Annotated in this window: 23 protein-coding genes; 13 read left to right on the top strand and 10 right to left on the bottom strand. The window is 65.9% G+C overall.

Annotated features, from left to right (window positions below; all coding sequences use genetic code 11):
- Positions 1-51: 51 nt before the first annotated feature.
- The 6 genes from XH91_RS30260 to XH91_RS30235 all read right to left on the bottom strand — a co-directional run bounded on the left by XH91_RS30260 (position 52) and on the right by XH91_RS30235 (position 5,653).
- Complete coding sequence (locus tag XH91_RS30260; protein ID WP_128953990.1) at positions 52-879, bottom strand: DUF2076 domain-containing protein; 828 nt, start codon at positions 877-879, stop codon at positions 52-54.
- 137 nt (positions 880-1,016) lie between these two features.
- On the bottom strand, positions 1,017-1,862 hold the full coding sequence (locus XH91_RS30255; protein WP_128953989.1) for a ChbG/HpnK family deacetylase: 846 nt from the start codon (positions 1,860-1,862) through the stop codon (positions 1,017-1,019).
- The gene (locus XH91_RS30250) at positions 1,859-2,950 is read right to left on the bottom strand and encodes a glycosyltransferase family 2 protein (protein ID WP_128953988.1); all 1,092 of its coding nucleotides are present in this window, start codon (positions 2,948-2,950) and stop codon (positions 1,859-1,861) included. Before XH91_RS30250 ends, XH91_RS30255 begins: the two co-directional genes overlap by 4 nt.
- Positions 2,951-3,048: 98 nt before the next feature.
- Positions 3,049-4,026 (bottom strand): ATP phosphoribosyltransferase, encoded by a 978-nt coding sequence (hisG, locus tag XH91_RS30245; protein WP_128953987.1) that lies wholly within the window; start codon positions 4,024-4,026, stop codon positions 3,049-3,051.
- 3 nt (positions 4,027-4,029) lie between these two features.
- Positions 4,030-5,181 (bottom strand): ATP phosphoribosyltransferase regulatory subunit, encoded by a 1,152-nt coding sequence (locus tag XH91_RS30240; RefSeq protein ID WP_128953986.1) that lies wholly within the window; start codon positions 5,179-5,181, stop codon positions 4,030-4,032.
- Between the two features lie 274 nt (positions 5,182-5,455).
- Positions 5,456-5,653, bottom strand: coding sequence for a hypothetical protein (locus tag XH91_RS30235; RefSeq protein WP_245470770.1), 198 nt, complete (start codon positions 5,651-5,653; stop codon positions 5,456-5,458).
- 284 nt (positions 5,654-5,937) lie between these two features.
- On the opposite strand from XH91_RS30235, the gene XH91_RS30230 reads away from it, so the two are divergent.
- The gene (locus tag XH91_RS30230) at positions 5,938-6,444 is read left to right on the top strand and encodes a hypothetical protein (protein WP_128953984.1); all 507 of its coding nucleotides are present in this window, start codon (positions 5,938-5,940) and stop codon (positions 6,442-6,444) included.
- Positions 6,445-6,646: 202 nt separating this feature from the next.
- A complete protein-coding gene (locus tag XH91_RS30225) occupies positions 6,647-7,462 on the top strand; it encodes a helix-turn-helix domain-containing protein (protein ID WP_245470769.1) in 816 nt (271 codons plus the stop codon).
- Positions 7,463-7,575: 113 nt separating this feature from the next.
- Here the strand turns inward: XH91_RS30225 and XH91_RS30220 are convergent, their stop codons facing one another.
- Complete coding sequence (locus XH91_RS30220; protein ID WP_128953982.1) at positions 7,576-8,331, bottom strand: 16S rRNA (uracil(1498)-N(3))-methyltransferase; 756 nt, start codon at positions 8,329-8,331, stop codon at positions 7,576-7,578.
- A gap of 209 nt (positions 8,332-8,540) precedes the next feature.
- On the opposite strand from XH91_RS30220, the gene XH91_RS30215 reads away from it, so the two are divergent.
- The gene (locus tag XH91_RS30215) at positions 8,541-9,200 is read left to right on the top strand and encodes a hypothetical protein (RefSeq protein ID WP_128953981.1); all 660 of its coding nucleotides are present in this window, start codon (positions 8,541-8,543) and stop codon (positions 9,198-9,200) included.
- Positions 9,197-10,129: a 4-hydroxybenzoate octaprenyltransferase gene (ubiA, locus tag XH91_RS30210; protein ID WP_128953980.1), complete on the top strand. Its 933-nt coding sequence runs from the start codon at positions 9,197-9,199 to the stop codon at positions 10,127-10,129. Before XH91_RS30215 ends, ubiA begins: the two co-directional genes overlap by 4 nt.
- Before the next feature lie 124 nt (positions 10,130-10,253).
- On the opposite strand, the gene XH91_RS30205 is transcribed toward ubiA, so the two are convergent.
- On the bottom strand, positions 10,254-10,772 hold the full coding sequence (locus tag XH91_RS30205; protein ID WP_128953979.1) for a DUF6101 family protein: 519 nt from the start codon (positions 10,770-10,772) through the stop codon (positions 10,254-10,256).
- Between the two features lie 279 nt (positions 10,773-11,051).
- Here XH91_RS30205 and XH91_RS30200 point away from each other — a divergent pair, with 279 nt between their 5' ends.
- From XH91_RS30200 to lpxK, 6 genes are all read left to right on the top strand, one after another.
- Complete coding sequence (locus tag XH91_RS30200) at positions 11,052-12,449, top strand: TldD/PmbA family protein (protein WP_128953978.1); 1,398 nt, start codon at positions 11,052-11,054, stop codon at positions 12,447-12,449.
- The gene (locus tag XH91_RS30195) at positions 12,436-13,248 is read left to right on the top strand and encodes a 3'(2'),5'-bisphosphate nucleotidase CysQ (protein ID WP_128953977.1); all 813 of its coding nucleotides are present in this window, start codon (positions 12,436-12,438) and stop codon (positions 13,246-13,248) included. The genes XH91_RS30200 and XH91_RS30195 overlap by 14 nt, the downstream gene beginning before the upstream one ends.
- Before the next feature lie 62 nt (positions 13,249-13,310).
- Positions 13,311-13,556 (top strand): DUF4170 domain-containing protein, encoded by a 246-nt coding sequence (locus tag XH91_RS30190; protein WP_128953976.1) that lies wholly within the window; start codon positions 13,311-13,313, stop codon positions 13,554-13,556.
- Entirely contained in the window at positions 13,553-14,278 is a 726-nt protein-coding gene (locus XH91_RS30185) for a lysophospholipid acyltransferase family protein (protein WP_128953975.1), read from the top strand. Before XH91_RS30190 ends, XH91_RS30185 begins: the two co-directional genes overlap by 4 nt.
- Positions 14,271-15,599, top strand: coding sequence for a 3-deoxy-D-manno-octulosonic acid transferase (locus tag XH91_RS30180; RefSeq protein ID WP_164933663.1), 1,329 nt, complete (start codon positions 14,271-14,273; stop codon positions 15,597-15,599). Before XH91_RS30185 ends, XH91_RS30180 begins: the two co-directional genes overlap by 8 nt.
- A complete protein-coding gene (gene lpxK / locus XH91_RS30175; protein WP_128953973.1) occupies positions 15,592-16,608 on the top strand; it encodes a tetraacyldisaccharide 4'-kinase in 1,017 nt (338 codons plus the stop codon). Before XH91_RS30180 ends, lpxK begins: the two co-directional genes overlap by 8 nt.
- A gap of 195 nt (positions 16,609-16,803) precedes the next feature.
- Here lpxK and XH91_RS30170 read toward each other — a convergent pair whose 3' ends face one another.
- Positions 16,804-17,025 carry a DUF2093 domain-containing protein gene (locus XH91_RS30170; RefSeq protein ID WP_128953972.1) on the bottom strand — a complete coding sequence of 74 codons (222 nt, stop codon included), beginning with the start codon at positions 17,023-17,025 and terminating at the stop codon, positions 16,804-16,806.
- A gap of 168 nt (positions 17,026-17,193) precedes the next feature.
- Here XH91_RS30170 and XH91_RS30165 point away from each other — a divergent pair, with 168 nt between their 5' ends.
- A complete protein-coding gene (locus XH91_RS30165; protein ID WP_164933662.1) occupies positions 17,194-18,024 on the top strand; it encodes a dienelactone hydrolase family protein in 831 nt (276 codons plus the stop codon).
- A 65-nt stretch (positions 18,025-18,089) separates the two neighbouring features.
- Positions 18,090-18,239, top strand: a complete 150-nt coding sequence (locus tag XH91_RS39095) for a hypothetical protein (protein WP_164933661.1) — start codon at positions 18,090-18,092, stop codon at positions 18,237-18,239.
- Between the two features lie 182 nt (positions 18,240-18,421).
- On the opposite strand, the gene xseA is transcribed toward XH91_RS39095, so the two are convergent.
- Entirely contained in the window at positions 18,422-20,059 is a 1,638-nt protein-coding gene (gene xseA / locus XH91_RS30155; RefSeq protein WP_128953969.1) for an exodeoxyribonuclease VII large subunit, read from the bottom strand.
- Between the two features lie 346 nt (positions 20,060-20,405).
- On the opposite strand from xseA, the gene XH91_RS30145 reads away from it, so the two are divergent.
- On the top strand, positions 20,406-21,416 hold the full coding sequence (locus XH91_RS30145; protein ID WP_164933660.1) for an alpha/beta hydrolase: 1,011 nt from the start codon (positions 20,406-20,408) through the stop codon (positions 21,414-21,416).
- The last annotated feature ends 308 nt before the right edge of the window (positions 21,417-21,724 follow it).

Below are 21,724 nucleotides of genomic sequence, written 5' to 3'. Positions count from 1 at the left end.
TGAAAACGGCCGCCCAATGGCGGCCGTTTTTGTTTGCTGCGTCGAACAGCCTTACGCGTAATCGCTGCCGCCGTCGTCTCCGCCGCCGAAATCGCTGTCGTCGGCCGTGTCCATATTGTCGTTGTTATCGTCGTTCTGATCGTCGTTGTCGCGATCGTTCGAGGCCTGATCGAAGAAGCCCTGTCGGGAGTCGCGGTTCGATCCGATGTCGTTGAGGCCGGCATCGCGCGCGAGCGAGCCGCCGGACTGGTCGCCACCCCACGGTGAGCCGCCACCGCGCTCCTCGATGATGGTGGTGTCGCCAAATGCCTGATGCGATCCGCCGCCCATCATGCCGCGAATGCTGGAGAGCAGCAGCGAGCCGCCGACCACGCCGGCCGCGGCCGCCGCCGCCGTCCCGAGGAACGAGCTGCCGCCACTGCCGACCGGCGGCGCGCCGTAGCCCTGTCCATATCCCTGTCCGTACCCTTGGCCTTGTCCGTAAGCCTGACCGTAAGGCGGTTGGCCATAACCCGGCTGGGCCTGCTGCATCGCCTGACCGCTGTTCCAGACCGGCCGCGAGTCACGCGGCGGCACGTTCGGAACCGAGCCGCGCGATGGGCTCGCGCCAAACAGCGTGTCGCGCATGGTGTCGAGAAAACCGCCGGACTGCGGCTGCGCGGGCGCCTGGGCCGCTTCCAGCTCCTGGATGCGGTTATGGGCGCGCTTGAGCGCTTCGTCCTGCAACAACGTGGTCTGCACCAGCGCGTAGACGGCGCCGGGGGCCTTGCGCAAGCCGTCCGAAATCGCGGCGATCGCGTCGGGATCGCGCGGTGCATTCTCCAGTTTCGAAAGCCGGTCGAAAAGCTCGTCGACGAGCTGGCGTTCCTGCGGCGTCATGGTCAGTCTCCCTCGCGCGAAACAAGCGCAAGCGGGATGTAGGGTTCCATTGTGGCCCCAACAGTGGCGGCAGGATTAAATTTCGGTATGCGACAGTCTGCCCCGAAGCTTACCTTTGGGCTTGGCGTTCGCCGGTTTCATCCCAATGTCACGTTGCTCGTCGCGAGGAGCTGCGCGAAGGCGTCGCTGGCGAGATAGGCATGCTCGCGTTCCCTGACCTCCGTCATCGGGTCGAGCCCGATCAGCACCTCGTCGACAAAACCGGGATGGCACATCACGAGGCCGCCTTCGGGCAGGCCTTCGAGGAACTGCCGCATCAGCTCGCCGAAATCGGCCGCGCGGGTGAAATCATAGGCGCCGGCAAAGGCGGGATTGAACGCAAGGCCGGCGCGCTCCGCACGGCCGCGGAATTGCGCGCTGAGGACATCGAGCACCAGGGCTTTCGGCGAGGCCAGCCGTTGCGCCAGCGGCAGGTCGCGTCCGCCCTGCCGCACCCAGGCCTTCGGCGCGATCTCGCCGACGGCATCGACAAAGCCGTCGCGCACTTGCGGAAACAGCTGCACGTGCTGATGGCCGTCGACGAAGTCGGGCGCCCGGCCGAAGGCCTCCGCGAACGCCAAGAGCTGCGCTCTCACTTCGTTGCGGAAGAACTCGCTGTCGAGCCGCCGCAGGAGTCCTGCGCGCAGCAGTCTTGGAAAGGCCATGAACATGTCGCCGTCGAGCGGACGGAAATGCATGGTGAGGGGGCGGAACGGCGCCGACAGCGTCACATGCAGTCCGATCGCGCAGCTCGGGCTCGCTTTCGCGGCGGCGGAAAGCGCCGCGACCTCGCTTTGTTCGATCGCCGGGCCCACCATCATCACCGAGGTGGCATTGAGGCGGCCGCGCTCGATCAGGTCGCGAATGGCACGGTTGACGCCCGGGCTGATGCCGTAATCGTCGGCGCAGAGCCGGATCTGCCGCAGGCTCGCGGCCGCGCTCATTCGGCCGCGGTCCTGTTGGATGCGTCCTGGCTTGAAGCATCCTGGCTTGAAGCATCCTGACTCGAAGCATCCTGGGCCTTGTCGACCTCAAAGTGCCTTTCGCTGTGCTCGGCGACGAAGTAGATCGGACGCGCCTTCAGCTCGGAGAGGATCTTGCCGATATATTCGCCGACGATGCCGATCATGATGAGCTGCACGCCGCCGATCGTCATCAGGCCGACCACGAGCGAAGGATAGCCCGGCACCTGCTTGCCGGTCGTGAAGACCTCCCAGAGGATCGACAGGCCGAACAGGAAGGCGACGCCGGCAAGCAGCACGCCGAGCAGGCTGGCGAAGCGCAGCGGCGCCACCGAGAACGAGGTCAGGCCTTCGATCGACAGGCCGAGCAGGCTCGCCGCGTTGAAGGTCGTGACGCCATGGACGCGCGCTGCAGGCTCGTAATCGACGCGGATCTGGCGAAAGCCGATCCAGCTCGCCAGCCCCTTGAAGAAGCGGTTGCGCTCCGGCAACTGCCGAAGCGCAGCGACCGCGCGCGGCGACAGCAGGCGGAAGTCGCCGGCATCCTCCGGAATCTTCTGGCGGGCGCCCCAATTGATCAGCGCGTAGAAGCCGTGCACGGACAGCCGGCGCAGGAAGCTTTCGTTGTCGCGATGCGCCTTGGCGGTATAGACGACATCGTAGCCGTCATCGATCCAGTGCCGCACCAACTGCTCGATCAGATCGGGTGGATGCTGGCCGTCGCCGTCCATGAACATGACGGCGCCGAGCCGGGCATGGTCGAGGCCGGCCATCAGCGCCGCCTCCTTGCCGAAATTGCGCGACAGCGACACCACCTGGACGTCGATCGCGTCGGCCGGCAGCGCGCGGGCGATCGACAGCGTCGCATCCTTGCTGCCGTCGTCGACATAGACGACCTCGCAGGCGAGCCGATAGCGCCGCCGCACCGTCTTGGCGAGATCGCAGATGCGCTGGTGCAGGGCGGCGAGGCCCGCCGCCTCGTTGTAGACGGGGACGACGATCGACAGCCCTTTCGCGGCGGCACTCGCCGCGGTGGTGGTCAGGCCGGAAACATCAGAGCCCAGCGTCATCGATCGAGGTTCCAGAGCGTCGAGGTCATCAGAACAGCATATGGTAGCTGCCGCTTGCTGTCGCTACGCTGAACAAAGCTGCTCAACGAACTTTGGACTCACGGCCGCAGGAACGTTTCGAGCTTCGCGAACAGCGGGTTCTCCCGGTCGAACACGTAGTCGAGCGAGACCACCGAGACGGTCTCGGCCCCATGTTCGCGCAGGAAGCTCGCGAGCGCATAGAGCTGCCCAGGTGGGCAGTGCAGCGTGAGCATGCCCGACGAGGTCGGCCCGCCGAACGGAGCCTCGACGCCGAAGCGGCTGTGGGCCTCGCCGAGCAGGGCGGCGTCGCATTGCCGGAAGCGGGTCCGGACCTCGCGGTATTTGTTGGCGCGCGCCCGTGCCGCGATGTGGTCGAGGATGATGCGCGCGGTCTCGCGGGCTTGTGGCGACCAGTCGGCATCTTTCGACGCGACCAGGTTGGCCTGGCTGCGCAGGATCACACCATCGTCGAGCACCCGCAGGCCGTTGGCGGCGAGCGTCGCGCCCGTCGTGGTGATGTCGACGATCAGCTCGGCGGTGCCGGCCGCGGGCGCGCCCTCGGTCGCGCCCGCGCTTTCGACGATGCGATAATCGCTGATGCCGCGCTGCGAGAAGAAGGTGCGGGTGAGGTTGACGAACTTGGTCGCGACCCGCATCCGCATGTGGTGCTGCTCGCGGAAGCCCGTGGTGACGTCGTCGAGATCGGCCATGGTGCGTACGTCGATCCAGGCCTGCGGCACTGCGACCACGACGTCGGCATAGCCGAAGCCCAGCCCGTCGATCAGCGACACGCGCTTCTCCGCGTCCGCGATGTTCTCGCGCACCAGGTCTTCTCCGGTGACGCCGAAATGCGCGAAGCCGCGCGACAATTGCGCCGCGATCTCGCTCGCCGAGAGATAGGCGACCTCGACATTGTCGAGGCCCGCGATCGTGCCGCGATAGTCGCGGGCGCCGCCGGCCTTCGAGAGCTTGAGCCCGGCGCGGGCGAAGAAGGCTTCGGTATTTTCCTGAAGGCGGCCCTTGGAGGGAACGGCCAGCACGAACGGCGCGCTCATGGCTTAAGCTCCCACCTTGCGGCCGATGCTGGTCAGCGCATCAACCCAGACCGAGAAGCCGACGGCCGGTATAGGGGCGGCCGATCCGAGCTGGGTCATCAGTCCATCATAGCGACCACCGGCCACCAGCGGCTCGGTGCCGTTACCCCTGTGATGCAGTTCGAATTCAAACCCCGTGTAGTAGTCGAGCCCGCGCCCGAACGCAGTCGAGAAGCGCGTGCTCTTCACGTCGATGCCGCGCGCGGCCATGAAGCCCACCCGGCTCTCGAGCTGGTCGATCGCGCCATTGAGATCGAGCCTTGCGTCGGCGGTGAGCGCGCGCAACGCGGCGACGGCCTCGTCCGGATTGCCTGATATCGACAGAAAGCGCTTCAGCACCGCGATCGCCTCGCGCGGCAGTGCGCCGCTCTTCAACGTCGATTGCTCGAGGAAGCGATCGGCGATCTCGGCCGTGGTGCGGCCGCCGACATTGGTGGTGCCGGCAATCGACATCAGGTCGGTGACGAAGGCCAGGGCCGCCTTGCGGTCGGAGCCGGCGAGTGCCGCCAGCACGCCCTCATATTCGCTGCGGGTCGCGGTGGTCTCGGCCGCCAGCCGCTCCAGATCCTGCTCGAGGCTGATCTTGCGGTTGAAGTCCTTGACCAGGCGGCGGCGCCAGACCGGATAAAGATTGAGCGCATCGAGCAGCGCGTTGAACAGCGCGACGTCGCCGGTGCGGATTTCGACGTCGCGCACGCCGAAAGCGGCGGTGGCCTCGAGCGCCAGCGCCAGCGTCTCGGCATCGGCGGCGGCGCGATCCTGGCGGCCGAACGATTCGATTCCGGCCTGAAGGAATTCGCTGGCCTGTCCGCTGCGGTAACGGAACACGGGACCGAGATAGCTGAACCCGGCCGGCTGGCCGGCGCGGCTGGAAGCAAGGTAGTCGCGCGCCACGGGAATCGTCAGGTCGGGGCGCAGGCAGAGCTCGTCGCCGGACAGGTCCGTCGTCAGATAGAGGCTTTTGCGAATGTCCTCGCCCGACAGATCCAGGAAGGGCTCGGCCGGCTGCAGAATGGCGGGCTCGGCCCTGAGGTAGCCGGCCTGCGCGAACGACAACAGCAGCGTGTCCGCCCAGGCGGCGGAGCCGGCAGCATTTGAGGTGGCAGTCGCGGTCATCTCGGGGTCCATCATCCCGGGAGAACCGGGCAGGCAAGGGGAGGCCAAGAGCAAGGCCGAGGGGAAGACAGAGGAATTGGCGCAGCCCTTAGCATGGTCGGAAAACGGTTTCGACCTCCAAAGGATCAATCGCTTAACGACTTTGGAGCTGTCCCGGCGGCTTTGGCTGGATTCCCGGCACGGCTCACAAAACCGGAGGCGGTCCGCGTGCAGGGTAACTATATACCTATATTGGCTTTCGCGGCGTCGTCAAATTTGCCGCAGGCGTCTTGCCTCACTCAGTCCGGCCCGGGGAGTCGCCACGCTCTCCCACAGTCGATGCTTCGCGCACGCCGGGTCCTGTGATGTCGGATGTCGCGCTATCGGCGAGTTGCTCGGCCAGATTGAGAATTCTCCGCCTCTTGCGCGCGTCTGCGATGCCGAGAAACGCTTTGATCAGACCTAGTGCCTGGCGCTCCAAAACATCGTCCATGGCCATTCATTCCTGTCGGGCTGCCGGCTGAAAGGAGCAGGCATCATCGAGAACGTTGGATGCTGTCGCGCATCGAAGTCACGGCAGCCATCGAGCCGATCGTCGTCTCACCGCCGCGATGTCGATCGGGTCATCGTCCGACTCGCGCGTCCATCCACAACGTCACAGTGAGTCACAATGAGAGATTGAGAATACTTGGCAAGTCGTCACATACTCAATTTGGGTATGTCTGATGGTACGCTCTCCGTTGCCTTCGTTTACAACATCAATGCTGGTTTCGATTCATGCGCAATGCTTCTGATGTCATCCGGACGGTCTCGCGGCACACCCTGGCCTACATGCTGTTTTCGATCAGCGAGATGTTCCGGAACTACGAAGAATTCGACCCGATGGACCTCCTGATCGTTCATGCGATTCTCAATGCGAACGTCATCAATGTGATGAGCGATCCGTCGCTGGATGAAAAGTTTTCGAGCATCCACACGGTCGAACCCGACGCGATCAAGCAGGGCGTGTCGCGCGCGGCGCTGTCGCGTTTCCTCAGCCTGCCGCTGGAGACGGTTCGTCGCCGCGTGGCGGGACTGAAGCGGCGGAAGATTCTGGCCGAGACCAAGGCCGGGCTGATCGTGACCGAACAGAACGCATTCAAGTTCGGCAACAACCATGAACTGCAGAAGACCAACATGCTGCTGCTCACAAAACTGCTTCGCGATCTCAAGCGCGCTGGCATCAACGGACCGGAAGATCTGAGCGCCGCCAAACTCGCGGTCGCGGCGAGGGAAGCGAAGTAAGCGACGGGATATGGATCAAAGCCTTCTCAACATTGCCCGCGATGGAGGGAATGAGAGTGCGGCGGAACGTTTTTTGTCGTTCCAGGGTCTCAAGCCGTCCTCGGCGCTCGAGCTTCGATCATACGACATCGATCATTTCGGCGACAGTGAGAAATATGCCGGTGCGTCGAGCATGCCGTTGTCCTCAGGCTCGACCGCGATCATGCGTGCGCGGCTCACCCTGCCGAATCTGAGCCTGTCGCTGGTGAAGACCTTCCCGCGGATTATCAGGGGGTACCATCTGGCGCATGCTGCGGCTGTGGTGGTGCCGATGGACCACGTGACCTCGACGCGGATCAATGGGCAATCGATCGGCAGCTCCATCGTCGTTCTGAAGGGTGCTTCCGACTGCCTGGTCCATGAGCCGGTCGGTCGCCTGATCGGTGTCATCTATTTCACGCCGCCCGCGTGCGAGCCCTGGTCTCGTCTGGACGGCTATCATTTGCTGAATCCGGCAGCGGAGATGCTGGCCACCCTGCGCGGTCAGATTTCCACCACGCTTGAAATTGCGGCCAATGATCCGGACGTCCTGAACGAGCCGACGTCGCGAGCGGTTGTCGAACAATCGCTGCTCAGGGTGATGGACGCCGCCATCGCAACCAGCGTGGACCTCCGATCTGCGCACGCGACGACGTCGACTTACTTGCGGATCGTCGCCGAGATGGAAAGCTTGATCCGGCACGACCTGACGATCTGGCACAAGACCACCGAAATGGCGGAGCGGGTGGGCGTGTCGGTCCGGACTCTCCAGAGTGCGACGCAGGCCATCTGCGGCATGAGCCCGCATCGCTATTCCAGGGTCTTGCGCCTCTGGTCGGTGCGCCGGCAACTACGCACCGGCCCGGCACGGCGCAGCGTGAAGGCTTGCGCCATTGCGCATGGCTTCTGGCATTTGAGCGAGTTTGCAGCGAGCTACAGGGCGGCGTTCGGAGAGTTGCCGTCCGAGACTCTGCATCGATCGCTGCGTGAGAATGGCTAGCCGGTCATCCTGCCTCGTGATGATGAGTTCGGTCCGGGCGAGGCTCGATCACCTCTCCCTTCGGGAGAGGTGATCCCCGGGGGGCCAGCATCTCTTCAACCAAGACTCATGCTTCAGCCGCTCCGGCCGCCCCAATCGCCGAGCACCGCCTGGACCAGTGCCAGCGCCGCCACTGCGGCCGTGTCGGCCCGCATGATCCGCGGGCCCAGGGCCAGCCGCAGGATTTTCGGCTGCCTTAACAGCAGGGCACGCTCTTCCTCGGCAAAGCCGCCCTCCGGGCCGATCAGCACGTCGATACCCTGGCGGGCCTCGCTTGCGCCTTGCAGGCTTTGGATCGGGCTTTGCACCTCCGCCGCCTCGTCGCAAAAGATAAGAAGGCGGTCCGCAGGGCGCTGACCGAGATACCGCTCTAGTGGCACCGGTTCGGCGACCGTAGCGATGCTCAAGATGCCGCACTGTTCCGCGGCCTCGACCACGTTGGCGCGCATCCGCTCGGTGTTGACCCGGGAGGCCTGGGTGAACCGGGTCAGGACCGGTTGAAGCGTGGCCGCTCCCATTTCGATGGCCTTCTGGACCATGTAGTCGAGCCGGGCGTGCTTGAGCGGGGCGAAGACATAGGTGAGGTCGGGCAGCCGGTCCTGGGGGCGGACCGGCTGGAGGATGACGAGACTATCGGGCCGCTTGCGGCCCTCGATCGCGGCCTGCCATTCGCCATCGCGGCCGTTGAAGGCCAAAACCTCCGCTCCGGCCGCAAGCCGCAGCACATTGCCGAGATAATTGCTCTGATCGCGGTCGAGCGGAACCCTGGCATCCTGGGCCAGGGGGGCATCGACGAACAGGCGGGGGGCGCGAAAATCGTGGCAGGGCATGGTTCAGGTCCGATTTGCCGCCGTTCTTAACCGAAAGCGGTAGATTGGGGGGTAAATATCGCCGGAATGGTGCGTCGGCACGCCGCGCTCTTGCCCTATTCAACGGGTTGTTAAGCGCTGGCGGGAATCGTAAAAACGCCAGCACGCTGGTTGCGCTTCAATTGGGAAGACGCCTCAAACCCGTAGCTCCTGCCGGAGAGACATTCTTGATGATCCGTCGTTTGATGGTTCCGATCACTGCCGCCATGGTCGTCATGGGCGCCGCGGGCGCACACGCCCAGGGGTTCCCGGCGCCTCTGCCCAATCAATCTGCGGCCGATCCCGCATTTCCGCCCGTGAATGGCCGGGCGCCGGTGGCCTCCGTCGGCGCCCCGCCACAGGCCTCGTTCCCGGTCAACGGCGCGGCCCCTATTGGTGGCGCAGGCGCCTTCAGTGCGGCTCCGCCGACCCAGGCTGGTCCCGGCGAGGATTGCATGAAGGCGTTCATGCCGCTGCGCGAGGACGCCGAGAAGCGCGGCAAGCTGATCAAGGCCGCGAGCGATCGCCACGCCCCGCCTGACGAGGCGTGCAAGTTGATCAAGAGCTTCGCCCAGGCCGAGATCAAGATGATCAAGTACATCGAGACCCATGCCGCCAAATGCGGTATCCCGCCGAACGTCGCGGGACAGATGAAGGACGGTCACAAGAACACCGAGGCCATGCAGACCAAGGTCTGCAACGTCGCGCAGCAGATGGCGAACGCGCCGCGCGGTCCGGCCGGTCCGTCGCTGAGCGAGGTGGTGGGTTCGGGCTCGGCGCCGGAAGCCAATGCCAGCAAGAAGGGCGGCAGTACCTTCGACACGCTCAACGGCAACGTTCTGACCCGATGAGCGACACATCCGCCCGCGTTGCCGATTCCACCGGCAACTGGGTCGATACGCTCGCGCCGCAATGGGCGCGGCCCTATCTGCGCTTGTCCCGCTTCGATCGTCCGATCGGCTCCTGGCTTCTGCTGATGCCGTGCTTGTGGTCGGCGGCGCTCGCGAGCGGAATGGCGCATGACGTCCACCGCCTGCCGCTCGTCATCGTGCTGTTCTTCATCGGCGCCTTCGTGATGCGCGGGGCAGGGTGCACCTGGAACGACATCACCGACCGCGACCTCGACGACAAGGTCGAGCGCACCCGTTCGCGGCCGCTGCCGTCCGGCCAGGTGACCACGAAGCAGGCGCTGGCCTTCATGGTGGCGCAGGCGCTGATCGGTCTCGTGGTGCTGCTCCAGTTCAACCGCTTCGCGATTGCGACCGGCATCGCCTCGCTGCTGATCGTTGCGATCTATCCTTTCATGAAGCGCATCACCTGGTGGCCGCAGATCGTGCTCGGGCTCGCCTTCTCCTGGGGTGCCCTGATGGGATTCGCCGTCACCTTCGGACGCATCGATATCACCGCGCTCGTGCTCTATGCCGGCGCGATTTGCTGGGTGATCGGCTACGACACCATCTATGCGCATCAGGACGCCGAGGACGATGCGCTGATCGGCATCAAGTCCACCGCACGCCTGTTCGGCGCGCATACGCACCAGGCGCTGATCCTGTTCTACGGCCTCGCGGTCATGTTGATTGGCATCGCGATGGCGTCGGGCGATGCAAGTTGGCCGGCGTGGATCGGGCTCGCGGCCTTCGCCGTGCATCTGGGCTGGCAGATCATGCGGCTGAGGATTGACGACCCGGAACTGTGCAAGCGCCTGTTCTACTCGAACAAGCATGCGGGGGCGCTGCTGTTTGCGGGCCTGCTGACCGATGCGGTGATGCGGGCGGCCTGACGCAAATGCGTAGGGCGGATTAGCGAAGCGTAATCCGCCATTGTTTCTACCCACGGAAACAGAAGAGGTGGGTTACGCTAGCGGACTGCGCTTTGCGCAGCCGCGGGCTAACCCACCGGCACCTTTAGTGCCGCGCGATGATCTCGCGTTCCTCGCGATGAACCGGCAGCTCGCGCGGCATGGCGGTACGGCGGCGCATCAGGAATTTCGGACGGCGGGTGCGGATCGCGTTGGCGCGGCGGCGGCGCGGCGCCGGCTTGCGGGCGCCTTCGTCGAGCTGAGGCAGCGCGAAGATTTCGCTCCAGACCGCCCAGGCTTCGTTGAGCTCGTTGCCGTCGGCGCTGACCAGCAGCGGAACGGAGAGCGAGGGATCGCGGTGCACGAGGACGAGGGTCTGCGCCTCGTCATTGCCGCGCAGTGCAACCCCGGTGAAGTCGCTGACGCGGACGTTGATCGCCATCTGCATGCCGCGCACGGCACGGCGCAACACGACACGCTCGCGATGAAGCTCGATCTGCCTGGTGTAGCCATCGGCGCGCGGATCATGCGCATCGAAGCGGACCGGAAGGGAAAGAGGGTCGAGCCGCAGAGAGCGGCTCGACCCGGCGGGGTTGACCCCGCATGTTGCTGTTTGACGCCTCACGGCTTTCGTTCTCCCCGCCAGGATTATGTTCCCGGTCGATGCGAGGACGTTAGCGCAGGCCGCTCCGAAACCGCTTAAAAAGGCTGGTTAATCCAACCTCACCGCCCGCCATGATTGACAAGACCTTGGCGCGCATGATTGACGAGACGTTGCGCAGGTCTTGCGAATCTGAGCCTTCTGCCGGCTGAAAGTGCTTGAAGTCCGCACCATTTGGGCACATCTGGTGTTCAGGGCCTAAGATCGCCCCGAAACCTCCCGCGCCCCAACAGGATTTCGTTCGTGAACTCTTCACCATCCGCAAGCTCGACGCTTCAGTCCAAAGCCACCAGCGACCTGTTCGACCAATCCGCGCTGTCGGATCTGGCGCAACGCCTGGTCGAGGCGGCGAAGCGCGCCGGCGCCGATGCGGCCGATGCAGTCGCGGTGCGCGGCATCTCGCAGGGCGTCGAGGTGCGCGACGGCCGCGTCGAGGAATCCGAGCGGTCGGAGGGCGACGATGTCGGCCTGCGCGTGCTGGTCGGCCAGCGCCAGGCCGTGGTCTCGACCAATGACGCGAGCGGCGATGCCGTCACCAAGCTTGCGGAGCGCGCGGTGGCGATGGCGCGTGTCGCGCCGTCAGATAAATATGTCGGCCTCGCCGATCCTGCGCTGCTGGCGCGCGACTTCCCCGAGCTCGATCTGCTCGATCCCAACGTGCCCGCGACGTCGGAGCTCGAGCGCCGCGCGCTCGAGGCGGAGGCTGCCGCGCTTGCCGTGAAGGGCGTGTCGAAATCCGGCGGCGCTTCGGCCTCGTCAGGCATGGGCGGCATGGTGTTGGTGACCTCGACCGGTTTCCACGGCTCTTATTTGCGTTCCAGCCAAGGCATCTCCGCGACCGCCATCGTCGGCGAAGGCACCGGCATGGAGCGCGACTACGATTTCACCTCGGCGCCGCACGCGGCCGATCTGTTGTCGCCCGAAGCCGTCGGCCGCTCCGCCGGCGAGCGGACCGTGGCGCGCTACAATCCGCGCAAGGTCGAGACCTGCAAGGTGCCCGTCGTGTTCGACCCGCGCGTTGCCGGCTCGCTGGTCGGCCATGTCGTCGGCGCCATCAACGGCGCCTCGATCGCACGCAAGACCAGCTTCCTGAAGGACAAGCTCGGTCAGCAGCTGTTTTCCAAGAACATCCGCATCATCGACGATCCCCTGCGCAAGCGCGGCCTGCGCTCGCAGACCTTCGACGCCGAGGGCGTCGCGGTGAAACGGACCGCGCTGGTCGACGAGGGTGTGCTGACAACCTGGCTGCTCGACTGCGCCACCGCGCGCGAGCTCGGCCTCATCACGACGGGCCACGCCCATCGCGGCGTCTCGTCCTCGCCGTCGCCCGGGCCGTACAATCTGCACCTCGAAGCCGGCACGCCGACGCCGGCCGAGCTGATCGCCGACATCAAGCAAGGCTTCTACGTCACCGATCTGATCGGCTCGGGCGTCAACGGCGTCACCGGCGACTACAGCCGCGGCGCATCCGGCTTCTGGATCGAGAACGGCGAGCTCACCTATCCCGTCAGCGAGGTGACGATCGCGGGCCATCTGTTCGAGATCTTCAAGTCGATGCAGCCGGCCAACAATCTCGAATTCCGCTACGGCATCAATGCGCCGACGGTGCGCATCGAAGGACTGACGCTTGGCGGACGCTGACTTTTCCGACACGACGACACTGACGCGCGACGCAGCGTTGCTGCAAGACACGGTGCGGGAGGCGGGAAGCCTCGCGCAGTCGATGTTCCGCACCGAGCTGAAGACGTGGATCAAGGGCGCATCCTCGCCGGTTTCGGAAGCCGACATTGCCGTCAACGATCTGCTCGAAGCGCGCCTGCGCGGTGCCACGCCCGACTATGGCTGGCTGTCGGAGGAGAGCGCCGATGATCAGGCGCGATTGTCGCGGCGGCTGACCTGGGTGGTCGATCCCATCGACGGCACCCGCAACTACCTCAATGGCCATGACGAATGGTGCGTCAGCGTCGCGCTGGTCGAGGATTCAGCGCCGGTGCTGGCCGCGGTCTACGCGCCGACCACGGACGAATTCTTTTTCGCCGTCCGCGGCCGGGGCACCACGCTGAACGGCGATCAGGTCCGGGCGACCTCAGGGGCCGTGCTCGACTTCGCCCGCATGGCCGGCCCCAAGCCGATGGTCGAAAGACTCAATACGGAAGGCGGCGACATCAGGCTGCACCCGCGAATCGGCTCGCTGGCGCTGCGGCTGTGCCGGGTCGCCAATGGCTCCCTGGATGCGGCTTTTGCGGGCGGCAACAGCCATGATTGGGATCTTGCGGCGGCCGATTTGATCGTGCAGGAAGCGGATGGTAGGATGAGCGACCTCTCTGGAGATCCCATCCTTTATAATCGCCGGGAAGTGACGCACGGGGTGCTGGTGGCAGCGGGACGCGATCGTCATGCGAGCATTGTCGCGCATTTTCGCAATCGTCCCCTGGCCTGAAGCGCCCGTCGGCGTGCTTGTCGACCACTGCTTTGCCGGGCAGCCTGTTAGGAACCGAACCCATGTCAGATAGTGCCCCGCAACAACTGCTTCACCTCGTGATCGGCGGTGAGCTGCTCGACCTCGAGCACAACACCTTCAAGAACCTCGACGACGTCGAGATCGTCGGCCTCTACCCGAACTACGCGTCCGCTCATGCCGCCTGGCGCGCGAAGGCGCAGAGCACGGTCGACAACGCGCAGATGCGCTATTTCATCGTCCATCTCCACCGTCTGCTCGACCCAAATCAAGAAACGAAGGCACGTTGAAAAAACTGCTTCGCAATACGCTGCGAAGCAGCTGGTTTCAGCGTGCCGTCGGGGTCCTGGCGGCCGAATATCTGCGCCTGGTCTGGCGGACCAACGCCTTCACGTTCGATCCGCCCGACGTCTATGAGCGCGTCGAGCCGCATATGCCGGCGATTTTCGCGTTCTGGCACGGCCAGCATTTCCTCACCCCGTTCATCAAGAACAAGGATTCTTACCGGGCCAAGGTGCTGATCTCCCGCCACCGCGACGGCGAGTTCAATGCGGTTGCCGCCGAGCGGCTCGGCATCGGCACCATCAGGGGATCAGGGGATCATGGCGGCGCGTTCCACCGCAAGGGCGGTGTCGGCGCCTTCAGGGAAATGGTGTACACGCTTCAAGACGGTTGTAATGTCGCGTTGACCGCCGATGTGCCCAAGCGTTCGCGCGTGGCCGGCCTCGGCATCATCATGCTCGCGCGGGAATCGGGGCGGCCGATCATGCCTTTTGCGATGGCGACCAGCCGCTTTATCAGGCTCAAGAACTGGGATCGCACCACCATCAACCTGCCGTTCGGCCGGGGCGCGCTGGTCGGCATCAAGGAAATCCACGTGCCCGCGGACGCCGACGCCGCGAAGATGGAAGAGCTGCGGCAGGATCTGGAAGACACGCTGAACGAAGCCACACGCCGCGCCTATGCACAGCTCGGCCGCCGAGGGCCTCAGGATGGGCCTGCAGATGGCTAGCTCGCTGCCCCATGCGGCCCCGAAGTCCCTGCCGATGACGCTGCGGATGTATCGGCGGCTGGCAACCAGCCTCGTGCCGCTCGCGCCTGCGCTGATCAAGCGGCGGCTGAAGCAGGGCAAGGAGGATCCCGCGCGCGTCGGCGAGCGGCGTGGGCTCAGCCGGGACGTGCGTCCCCATGGCCCGCTGGTCTGGATCCACGGCGCCAGCGTCGGCGAGGTGCTGGCTGCGGCGGCGCTGATCGAGCGCCTGCGCGATCTCAATTTGCGCATCCTGCTCACGTCGGGCACGGTCACCTCGGCGGCCGTCGTGGCAAAGCGCTTCCCGCCCGACGTCATCCATCAATACGTGCCGTATGATTCCCCGCGCTACGTCGCGCGCTTCCTCGATCATTGGAAGCCGTCGCTGGCGCTGTTCATCGAGTCGGACCTGTGGCCGAATTTGATCCTGGCGGGCGCGTCGCGCCGGGTGCCGATGGTGCTGATCAACGGGCGGATGTCGCCGCGCTCCTTCCCGCGCTGGCGGCGGATGCATGGCACCATCTCGGCGCTGCTGTCGCGCTTCGACATCTGCCTCGCGCAGTCGAAGATCGATGCCGAACGCTTCTCTGCGCTCGGCGGCCGTGACGTCGTCACCACGGGTAATCTCAAGCTCGACGTGCCGGCGCCGCCGGCCGATCCCGCCAAGCTCGAACGGCTGATGACGATGACGCGCGGCCGGCCGATCATCGTCGCCGCCTCGACCCATCCCGGCGAGGACGAGATGCTGGTCGCGGCGCATCGCAGCCTCGTGGGTCACTTCCCGCAGCTCCTTACCGTGATCGTGCCGCGGCATCCGAATCGCGGCTCGTCGATCGCAGGTCTGGTCACGGCGTCGGGCCTGAAGCCGGCGCTCCGCTCGCGCGACGAGCCGCTGGCGGCCACGACCGATGTCTATGTCGCCGACACCATGGGCGAGCTCGGCCTGTTCTATCGTCTCTCGCCTGTCGTCTTCATGGGCGGATCGCTGATCCGCCATGGCGGACAGAATCCGATCGAGGCGATCAAGCTGGGGGCGGCCATCGTTCACGGTCCGCACGTGTTCAATTTCGCCGATGTCTATGCGGCGCTCGACGGGAGCGGCGGCGCGCGCCAGGCCGATACGCAGGAGGCGCTGACGAAGCAGCTCGGCCTGTTGCTGGCCGAGCCAACGTTACGCGACAAGATGCAGCGCGCGGGATCGGGCGTCGTCGAGGAGCTCGGCGGCGCGCTCGATCGCACCATGACGGCGCTCGAGCCGTATCTGATGCAGCTGCGGATCGAGATGGGAGCCGCCAATGCGTGAGCCGGCCTTCTGGTACCGGCCGCGTTCCCCGAAGTCGCATCTGCTCAGCCCGTTGGGCGCGCTCTATGGCGCCATCGCCGCGCACCGCATGGCACGCGAGGGTTTTGACGCCGGCATCCCCGTGCTCTGCGTCGGCAATTACCATGTCGGCGGCGCCGGCAAAACGCCGACCGTGCTGGCGCTGACGAAACTGCTGCGCGAGCTCGGCGAGACGCCTGTGGTGCTCAGCCGCGGTTATGGCGGGCGCCGCAAGGGCCCGGTCATGGTCGATCGTAACAGTCACACCGCGGCCGATGTCGGCGACGAGCCGTTGATGATGGTGCGCGACGTGCCCGTCGCCGTCGCACGCGATCGCATCGACGGCGTCGCGCTGGCGAAGTCGCAAGGTGCCAGCGTGATCCTGATGGACGACGGTTTCCAGAATCCGAAACTGCTGAAGGACGCTTCGCTGATCGTGATCGACAGCGAGCGCGGCCTCGGCAATGGCCGTGTGTTTCCGGCCGGCCCTCTCCGTGCGCCGCTCAAGCCACAGCTCGCGCGCACCGACGCGCTGGTGCTGATCGGCGACGGCCGCGCCGCCAACGATGTCGCGGCGGAGCTTGCCAAGCGCAACAAGCCCGAGCTGCGCGCGCGCCTGAAGCCGGATGCGGCCTCACTCGCGCAACTCTCTGGCAAAAAGGTTCTCGCCTTCGCCGGCATCGGCGATCCCGAGCGCTTCTTCCGCACGCTTCGGGCTGGCGGCATCGAGGTCGCGCGCACGCGCCCCTTCGCCGATCATCACATGTTTTCGCAAGCGGAGCTCGCCGCGCTCGCGGCGGAGGCGAAAGCCGAGCAGCTCACCCTGGTGACGACGGAAAAGGATCTCGCGCGCCTGCGCGGCACCGAGGGCGTGCCCGATGGCATCGTGCCGTTCAAGGTCACGCTCGAATTCGACGATCCGGCCAAATTGAAGCAACTGATCACCGACCACCTCTACAAGGCCCGCGAGCGCCGGTTCAGCAAGCGATGATCGCGTAGGGTGGATTAGCCCTGCGACTGCGCGAAGCGCAGTGGCGGGGCGTAACCCACCAACTTCGTCCTGCATTCGCTGAAGCATGGTGGGTTACGCCTCACAGACGCGCGTCGCGCATCTGCGCGGCTAACCCACCCTACGGCACATCACCGTTCAGCCGACATTCATCGCCGGCCATCTATTGCTACGAGATCACGGCTTCGGCGCGTTCGGAAAATGCCGCGTCAGCACGGCGGCCGGCGTGGCATAGGCTTCCTGCAAATCCACGCTCCAGTACTTCAATTCGTCGAGCGGGATCCGCACGTCCGATATGGCGCAGCGCACGAAGGTCCCCGGCGAGATCACGCGGAAATCGCCGTCGAGATATTGCACCTGGGCTTCGCCATGGCCCGAGGGGCCGAACTTGTTCAGCACGGTCGAAAGTCTCCGTGGGACGCCCCTGCAGGGCACGATGTGTTGGACTGAATGTAACATAGATAGGGTGGCTTGTCCGCCCGTTAAACCCACCGGTTTGTGATGTTTTGCAACCGTTTGCGCGTGATAGTGCTTGTTTCAGTGCGGCACCTCCTGCGACGGAATCCGATGCGCTTCGTAACTCCCGCCCTGTTCCCAGTACTGCTGATGTCGGCCGCGCAGGCCGCGCCGGCGCCCGCGCCGCAGGCGGTCGAGATTCCGCTGTCGTCAGGCGTCCTGCATGCGCAGCTGTTCAAGCCGGAAGGGGCGGGCCCATTCCCCACCGTGATCGCGCTGCATGGCTGCGGCGGCCTCGGCAGCCGCGCCGATTCCGTCCAGCCGCGCTATCGCGACTGGGCCGAGCGCTTGCTCAAATCAGGCAATGCCGTGCTGCTGCCGGATAGTTACGGCTCGCGCGAGCTCGGCCCGCAATGCCGCGTCAAGGAGATCCACGTCAAGGCGCGGCGCGAGCGCGTCACCGACATCGCGGCCTCGCGCGCCTGGCTGATGAAGCAGGCCTGGGTGGCGCGCAACCGCGTCAGCCTGATCGGCTGGGCCAACGGCGCCAGCGCGCTGCTCTGGGCGGTGCGGCCGCAAGCCGTGGCGCGCGATGCCGGCCCGGATTTCCGCGCCGCTGTTGCGTTCTATCCGGATTGCCGGATCTCCGCCGGTCTCGGCTGGAGCACGCGGGTGCCGACCCTGGTGCTGATCGGCGCCAATGACGACGTCTCCTCGCCGCCCGCCTGCCGCCAGATGGTGGACGGCGCGCATGGCCGCAGCGCGCTCGCGCGCATCGTGGTCTATCCCGGCGCCTATCACGATTTCGACCGCGCCAACACGCCGCTGCACGCGGTCGCCTCCAGCACCGACGCCGCCGTTCCCGAGCACGGCCATCTCGGAACCGATTCCGAGGCGCGCACGGAATCGCAGAAGGAAGTCGCGGAGTGGCTGGCGCGCTAGCGCGGGCTCGCCACGCCGTAGCGGGCGCCTTAGTTCGACCACGATGTCGGCTAAACGCATCTGTCATGCGCAACCGCATCCTCATCTTCTCCTCCGCACTGGTGGTCTTCACCGTCGCGGTGTTCCTGTTCGAAGCCAAGGCCGGCTCGCCCCCGCTCGCGCCTGATCATTGCGGCTTCTGGACCACGATGGACGCGGGATTGTCCTGCCGCTGAGGGGGCGGACGACGAGTTGCCTCCACAAAGATGGTGTCATCGCCCGGCTTGACCGGGCGATCCAGTACGCCGAGGCGGCTGTGCGTCACCGAGAAGCCGCGGCGTACTGGATTCCCCGCTCCAGTGCGCAATTGCGCACAAGGCGGGGAATGACAGCGAGAGCGGAGCGCCGCCCTCGCGCCTCAGAACAAACTGCCCTGATCCACCGGCTTGGCCACGCGCTTCGGCGCGGGCTTCGTCTCCGCGGCCTGCTTCGGCTGCGCCGGCGCGCGCCTGGCCACAGCCGCCGGCCGATCGGCATCCGCGGTCGCGCCCACGCGCCCATCCGCGAACTCGATCGCGATCCGCGCGTTCGGGCCGATGCTGTCGGCCGAATGCAGCGGATGGCCTTCCTCATCGCGCACCAGCGCGAAGCCGCGGGCGAGCACGCCGCGATAGGACAGCGCGGAAAGCAGCTTGCCGCTGTTCTCGACGCGGGCATCGAGCCGCTGCAGCAACGTCACCAGCGCGCGGCCCGCGCGTTCGGAGAGCCGCTGCGTGCGCTCGCGCTGGCGGAGAATCGCGTTGCGCTGCACCTGCGCATTGGAGAGTTTTGAGGCGCGCAGACGCACCTCGAGCCCGGCGAAGCGGTCGCGCCGCCGCCGCAGCAGCGCGCGCGCGGACAGGCCGAGCCGTTCGCCTGATACCGTGAGCCGGTGCCCCGCCTGCGAAATCTGGCCGTGCAGCACCCGCAGCGTCAGCTTCGAAGCTGCCGCGGTAAACCTGCGGAAATGCGCATGCGTGTTGGCCTTGAGCCCGCGGGGCAGGGAGGAGCCTGCCGAATCCAGCCGCTGCCGCGGGATCGCGAGGAGATCGCCAGCCGACGGCAGCGCGCGTGCCGCGGCGCGCAATTCGTTGCGGCGGCTTTCTTGGGCGCGCATCCAATAGGCGTGGGTCCGGCGTCCGAGGTCGGCGACCTCGACGAACAATTCGCTGCGCACCGGCACCGCCATCTCGGCCGCCGCCGTCGGCGTCGGCGCGCGCTTGTCCGCGACGAAGTCGATCAGCGTGATGTCCGTCTCGTGGCCCACCGCCGAGATCAGCGGGATCATGCTCTCGGCCGCGGCGCGCACCACGATCTCCTCGTTGAACGACCAGAGGTCCTCCAGCGAGCCACCGCCGCGCGCGACGATCAGCACGTCGGGCCGCGGAATCCTGCCGCCTTCAGGCAGCGCGTTGAAGCCGCGGATCGCGGCCGCGACCTGCTCCGCCGAGCCTTCGCCCTGCACCTTCACCGGCCACACCAGCACGTGGCGGGGAAAGCGATCCTCCAGCCGATGCAGGATGTCGCGGATCACGGCGCCGGTCGGCGAGGTCACCACGCCGATCACATCAGGGAGCCAGGGCAAGAGCTGCTTGCGCGCCTCGTCGAACAGGCCTTCGGCGGCGAGCTTCTTCTTGCGCTCCTCCATCAGCGCCATCAGCGCGCCGATGCCGGCGGGCTCCAGCGCCTCGATGACGATCTGATACTTGGACGAGCCCGGATAGGTGGTGAGCTTGCCCGTCGCGATCACCTCGAGCCCCTCCTGGGGCTTGAAGCGCATGCGGCCGTGCACGCCTTTCCAGATCACCGCCTCGATCTTGGCGCTCTCGTCCTTGAGCGCGAAATAGCAATGGCCGGAGGAATGGGCGCCGCGAAAGCCCGAGATCTCGCCGCGGACCCGGACATGGCCATAGGTGTCCTCCACCGTCCGCTTCAGGGACTGGGACAGCTCGGAAACGGTGAATTCAGGCGCGTTGTGAAGAGGTTCCGCAGGCGGCATCAGCAAACGATTCGGCATGTTGGGGTCAGACCCGACGTTAAGGATTTTCGCAAGCCAGCGCCATAAGCGCGACGAAATGAGATTCGGTCGGCTGTCCGTGGTTCACCTCTCCCCAGCGGGGAGAGGTCGGATTGTCCTGGCGATGCGAAGCATCGTCCAGGACAATCCGGGTGAGGGGGCGCCGGCACCCAGTGACACCGGATCCCCTCACCCGGATCGCATCTTGCGATGCGATCCGACCTCTCCCTGCGGGAGAGGTGATCCGGGCTCTGGGTGCGCTCCGAACTCCCGATTTAGGGGTTGTATAGGAGAGTACTCTGCTTTATAGAGTTCTCTATCGATGGTTCAGTCAGGGAGTTCGACCATGGTGATGCCTTTGCTGCGAGGGGTGCTGGGCTTGCTCAAATGGGGTCTGTGCGTGGTCGGCGCCGTGGCGCTGATCCTGACTGCCCTGATCGCGACGCCGCTGCAGCGGCCGGCGGAGATGCGCTCGGTCTCGGACTCGGTCAAAGGCATCGACTGGTCCACCCTGCCGCCGCTGGAGCGTTTCCAGGCCCGCGACGGCACCTGGCTCGGCTACCGCCACTATCTAGCGAAAGGCGCGGACACCGGTCGCGGTGCCATCTTCATCCATGGCTCGTCCGGCTCCTCCGGCACCGTCAACCACGCGCTGACCGCGGCCATGGCCGCGCACGGCGTCGAGACCTGGGCGCTGGATACCCGCGGCCATGGTGCCTCGGGCACGCGCGGCGACATCGGCTATGTCGGCCAACTCGAGGACGACCTCGTCGATTTCGTCGCCCATGTCCGCAAGAGCGCGCCGGATCTGCCGCTGACATTGATCGGCCATTCCGCCGGCGCCGGCTTCTCGCTGCGCATCGCTGCGACGCCGATCATCCAGGACCTGTTCGTCCGCACTGTCCTGGTCGCGCCCTATCTCGGCTATGACGCGCCGACCAATGTCGCGCATTCCGGCGGCTGGGCCAATCCCGACATCCCGCGCTTCCTCGGTCTCACCGCGCTGCGCAAGCTCGGCATCGATTGCTGCTCGCAGCTTCCGGTGCTCGCCTTCGCGGTGCCGCCGAATTCGGAGCGGATTCTGACGGCCACCTATTCCGACCGCCTGATGCGCAACTTCGCCACGCACGGCTATCGCCTCGACCTGCCCGCGGTGACGCATCCGATGACGATCTTCGGCGGCGGCGAGGACGAGATGATGATCTCGGCCAAATATGCCGAAGTCGTGCAGGCGATCAGGCCCGATATCGACGTCAAGATCATCGACGGCGTCAACCACATGGGCATGGTCACCAATCCGAAGGCCGTCAATGCCATCGCCGAGGACGTCGCGACGCGCGGGGCAGGGCAGTCATGATGCGAGCCGCCGGCGGCGGGGCCGTCGCATATCGAGCACGGTGCGGCAGCGGCAGTCGGCTCCCTCCCCCGCTTGCGGGGGAGGGCTGGGGAGAGGGTTTCTCCGCGTTGGGGTTGTCGGGAATTTACCGAGCACGTCCCTGCGCGGCGAGGGTTCTTTCCTCCCGGGGATTGTCCCGTTGCGGAGGCACCCTCTCCCCAACGCTCTCAGCGCGAGCGAAGCTCGTCGCGGCCCGCAAGCGGGAGAGGGAGCCCAGTGCCGATGCCGCTGCGTTGAGCGCACCATATGCTGCGATGGTGCCGCGTTGA

This window comes from Bradyrhizobium guangzhouense, from assembly GCF_004114955.1.
In the GTDB taxonomy this organism is placed as follows: Bacteria; Pseudomonadota; Alphaproteobacteria; order Rhizobiales; family Xanthobacteraceae; genus Bradyrhizobium; species Bradyrhizobium guangzhouense.
Note: the sequence above shows the minus strand (reverse complement) of the source record. Positions and strands in the feature narration are given on the sequence as shown.

Bases quoted from the DNA above. Each gene is read 5' to 3' on its own strand.
- XH91_RS30190 (WP_128953976.1), top strand. From the start codon at position 13,311: ATGTCAGATAGTGCCCCGCAACAACTGCTTCACCTCGTGATCGGCGGT.
- hisG (WP_128953987.1), bottom strand. From the start codon at position 4,026: ATGAGCGCGCCGTTCGTGCTGGCCGTTCCCTCCAAGGGCCGCCTTCAG.
- XH91_RS30145 (WP_164933660.1), top strand. From the start codon at position 20,406: ATGGTGATGCCTTTGCTGCGAGGGGTGCTGGGCTTGCTCAAATGGGGT.
- lpxK (WP_128953973.1), top strand. From the start codon at position 15,592: ATGCGTGAGCCGGCCTTCTGGTACCGGCCGCGTTCCCCGAAGTCGCAT.
- XH91_RS30260 (WP_128953990.1), bottom strand. From the start codon at position 879: ATGACGCCGCAGGAACGCCAGCTCGTCGACGAGCTTTTCGACCGGCTT.
- XH91_RS30215 (WP_128953981.1), top strand. From the start codon at position 8,541: ATGATCCGTCGTTTGATGGTTCCGATCACTGCCGCCATGGTCGTCATG.
- XH91_RS30165 (WP_164933662.1), top strand. From the start codon at position 17,194: ATGCGCTTCGTAACTCCCGCCCTGTTCCCAGTACTGCTGATGTCGGCC.
- XH91_RS30225 (WP_245470769.1), top strand. From the start codon at position 6,647: ATGCGTGCGCGGCTCACCCTGCCGAATCTGAGCCTGTCGCTGGTGAAG.
- XH91_RS30250 (WP_128953988.1), bottom strand. From the start codon at position 2,950: ATGACGCTGGGCTCTGATGTTTCCGGCCTGACCACCACCGCGGCGAGT.
- XH91_RS30235 (WP_245470770.1), bottom strand. From the start codon at position 5,653: ATGGACGATGTTTTGGAGCGCCAGGCACTAGGTCTGATCAAAGCGTTT.
- XH91_RS39095 (WP_164933661.1), top strand. From the start codon at position 18,090: ATGCGCAACCGCATCCTCATCTTCTCCTCCGCACTGGTGGTCTTCACC.
- XH91_RS30255 (WP_128953989.1), bottom strand. From the start codon at position 1,862: ATGAGCGCGGCCGCGAGCCTGCGGCAGATCCGGCTCTGCGCCGACGAT.
- XH91_RS30220 (WP_128953982.1), bottom strand. From the start codon at position 8,331: ATGCCCTGCCACGATTTTCGCGCCCCCCGCCTGTTCGTCGATGCCCCC.
- XH91_RS30180 (WP_164933663.1), top strand. From the start codon at position 14,271: ATGGCTAGCTCGCTGCCCCATGCGGCCCCGAAGTCCCTGCCGATGACG.
- XH91_RS30230 (WP_128953984.1), top strand. From the start codon at position 5,938: ATGCGCAATGCTTCTGATGTCATCCGGACGGTCTCGCGGCACACCCTG.
- xseA (WP_128953969.1), bottom strand. From the start codon at position 20,059: ATGCCGAATCGTTTGCTGATGCCGCCTGCGGAACCTCTTCACAACGCG.
- ubiA (WP_128953980.1), top strand. From the start codon at position 9,197: ATGAGCGACACATCCGCCCGCGTTGCCGATTCCACCGGCAACTGGGTC.
- XH91_RS30240 (WP_128953986.1), bottom strand. From the start codon at position 5,181: ATGACCGCGACTGCCACCTCAAATGCTGCCGGCTCCGCCGCCTGGGCG.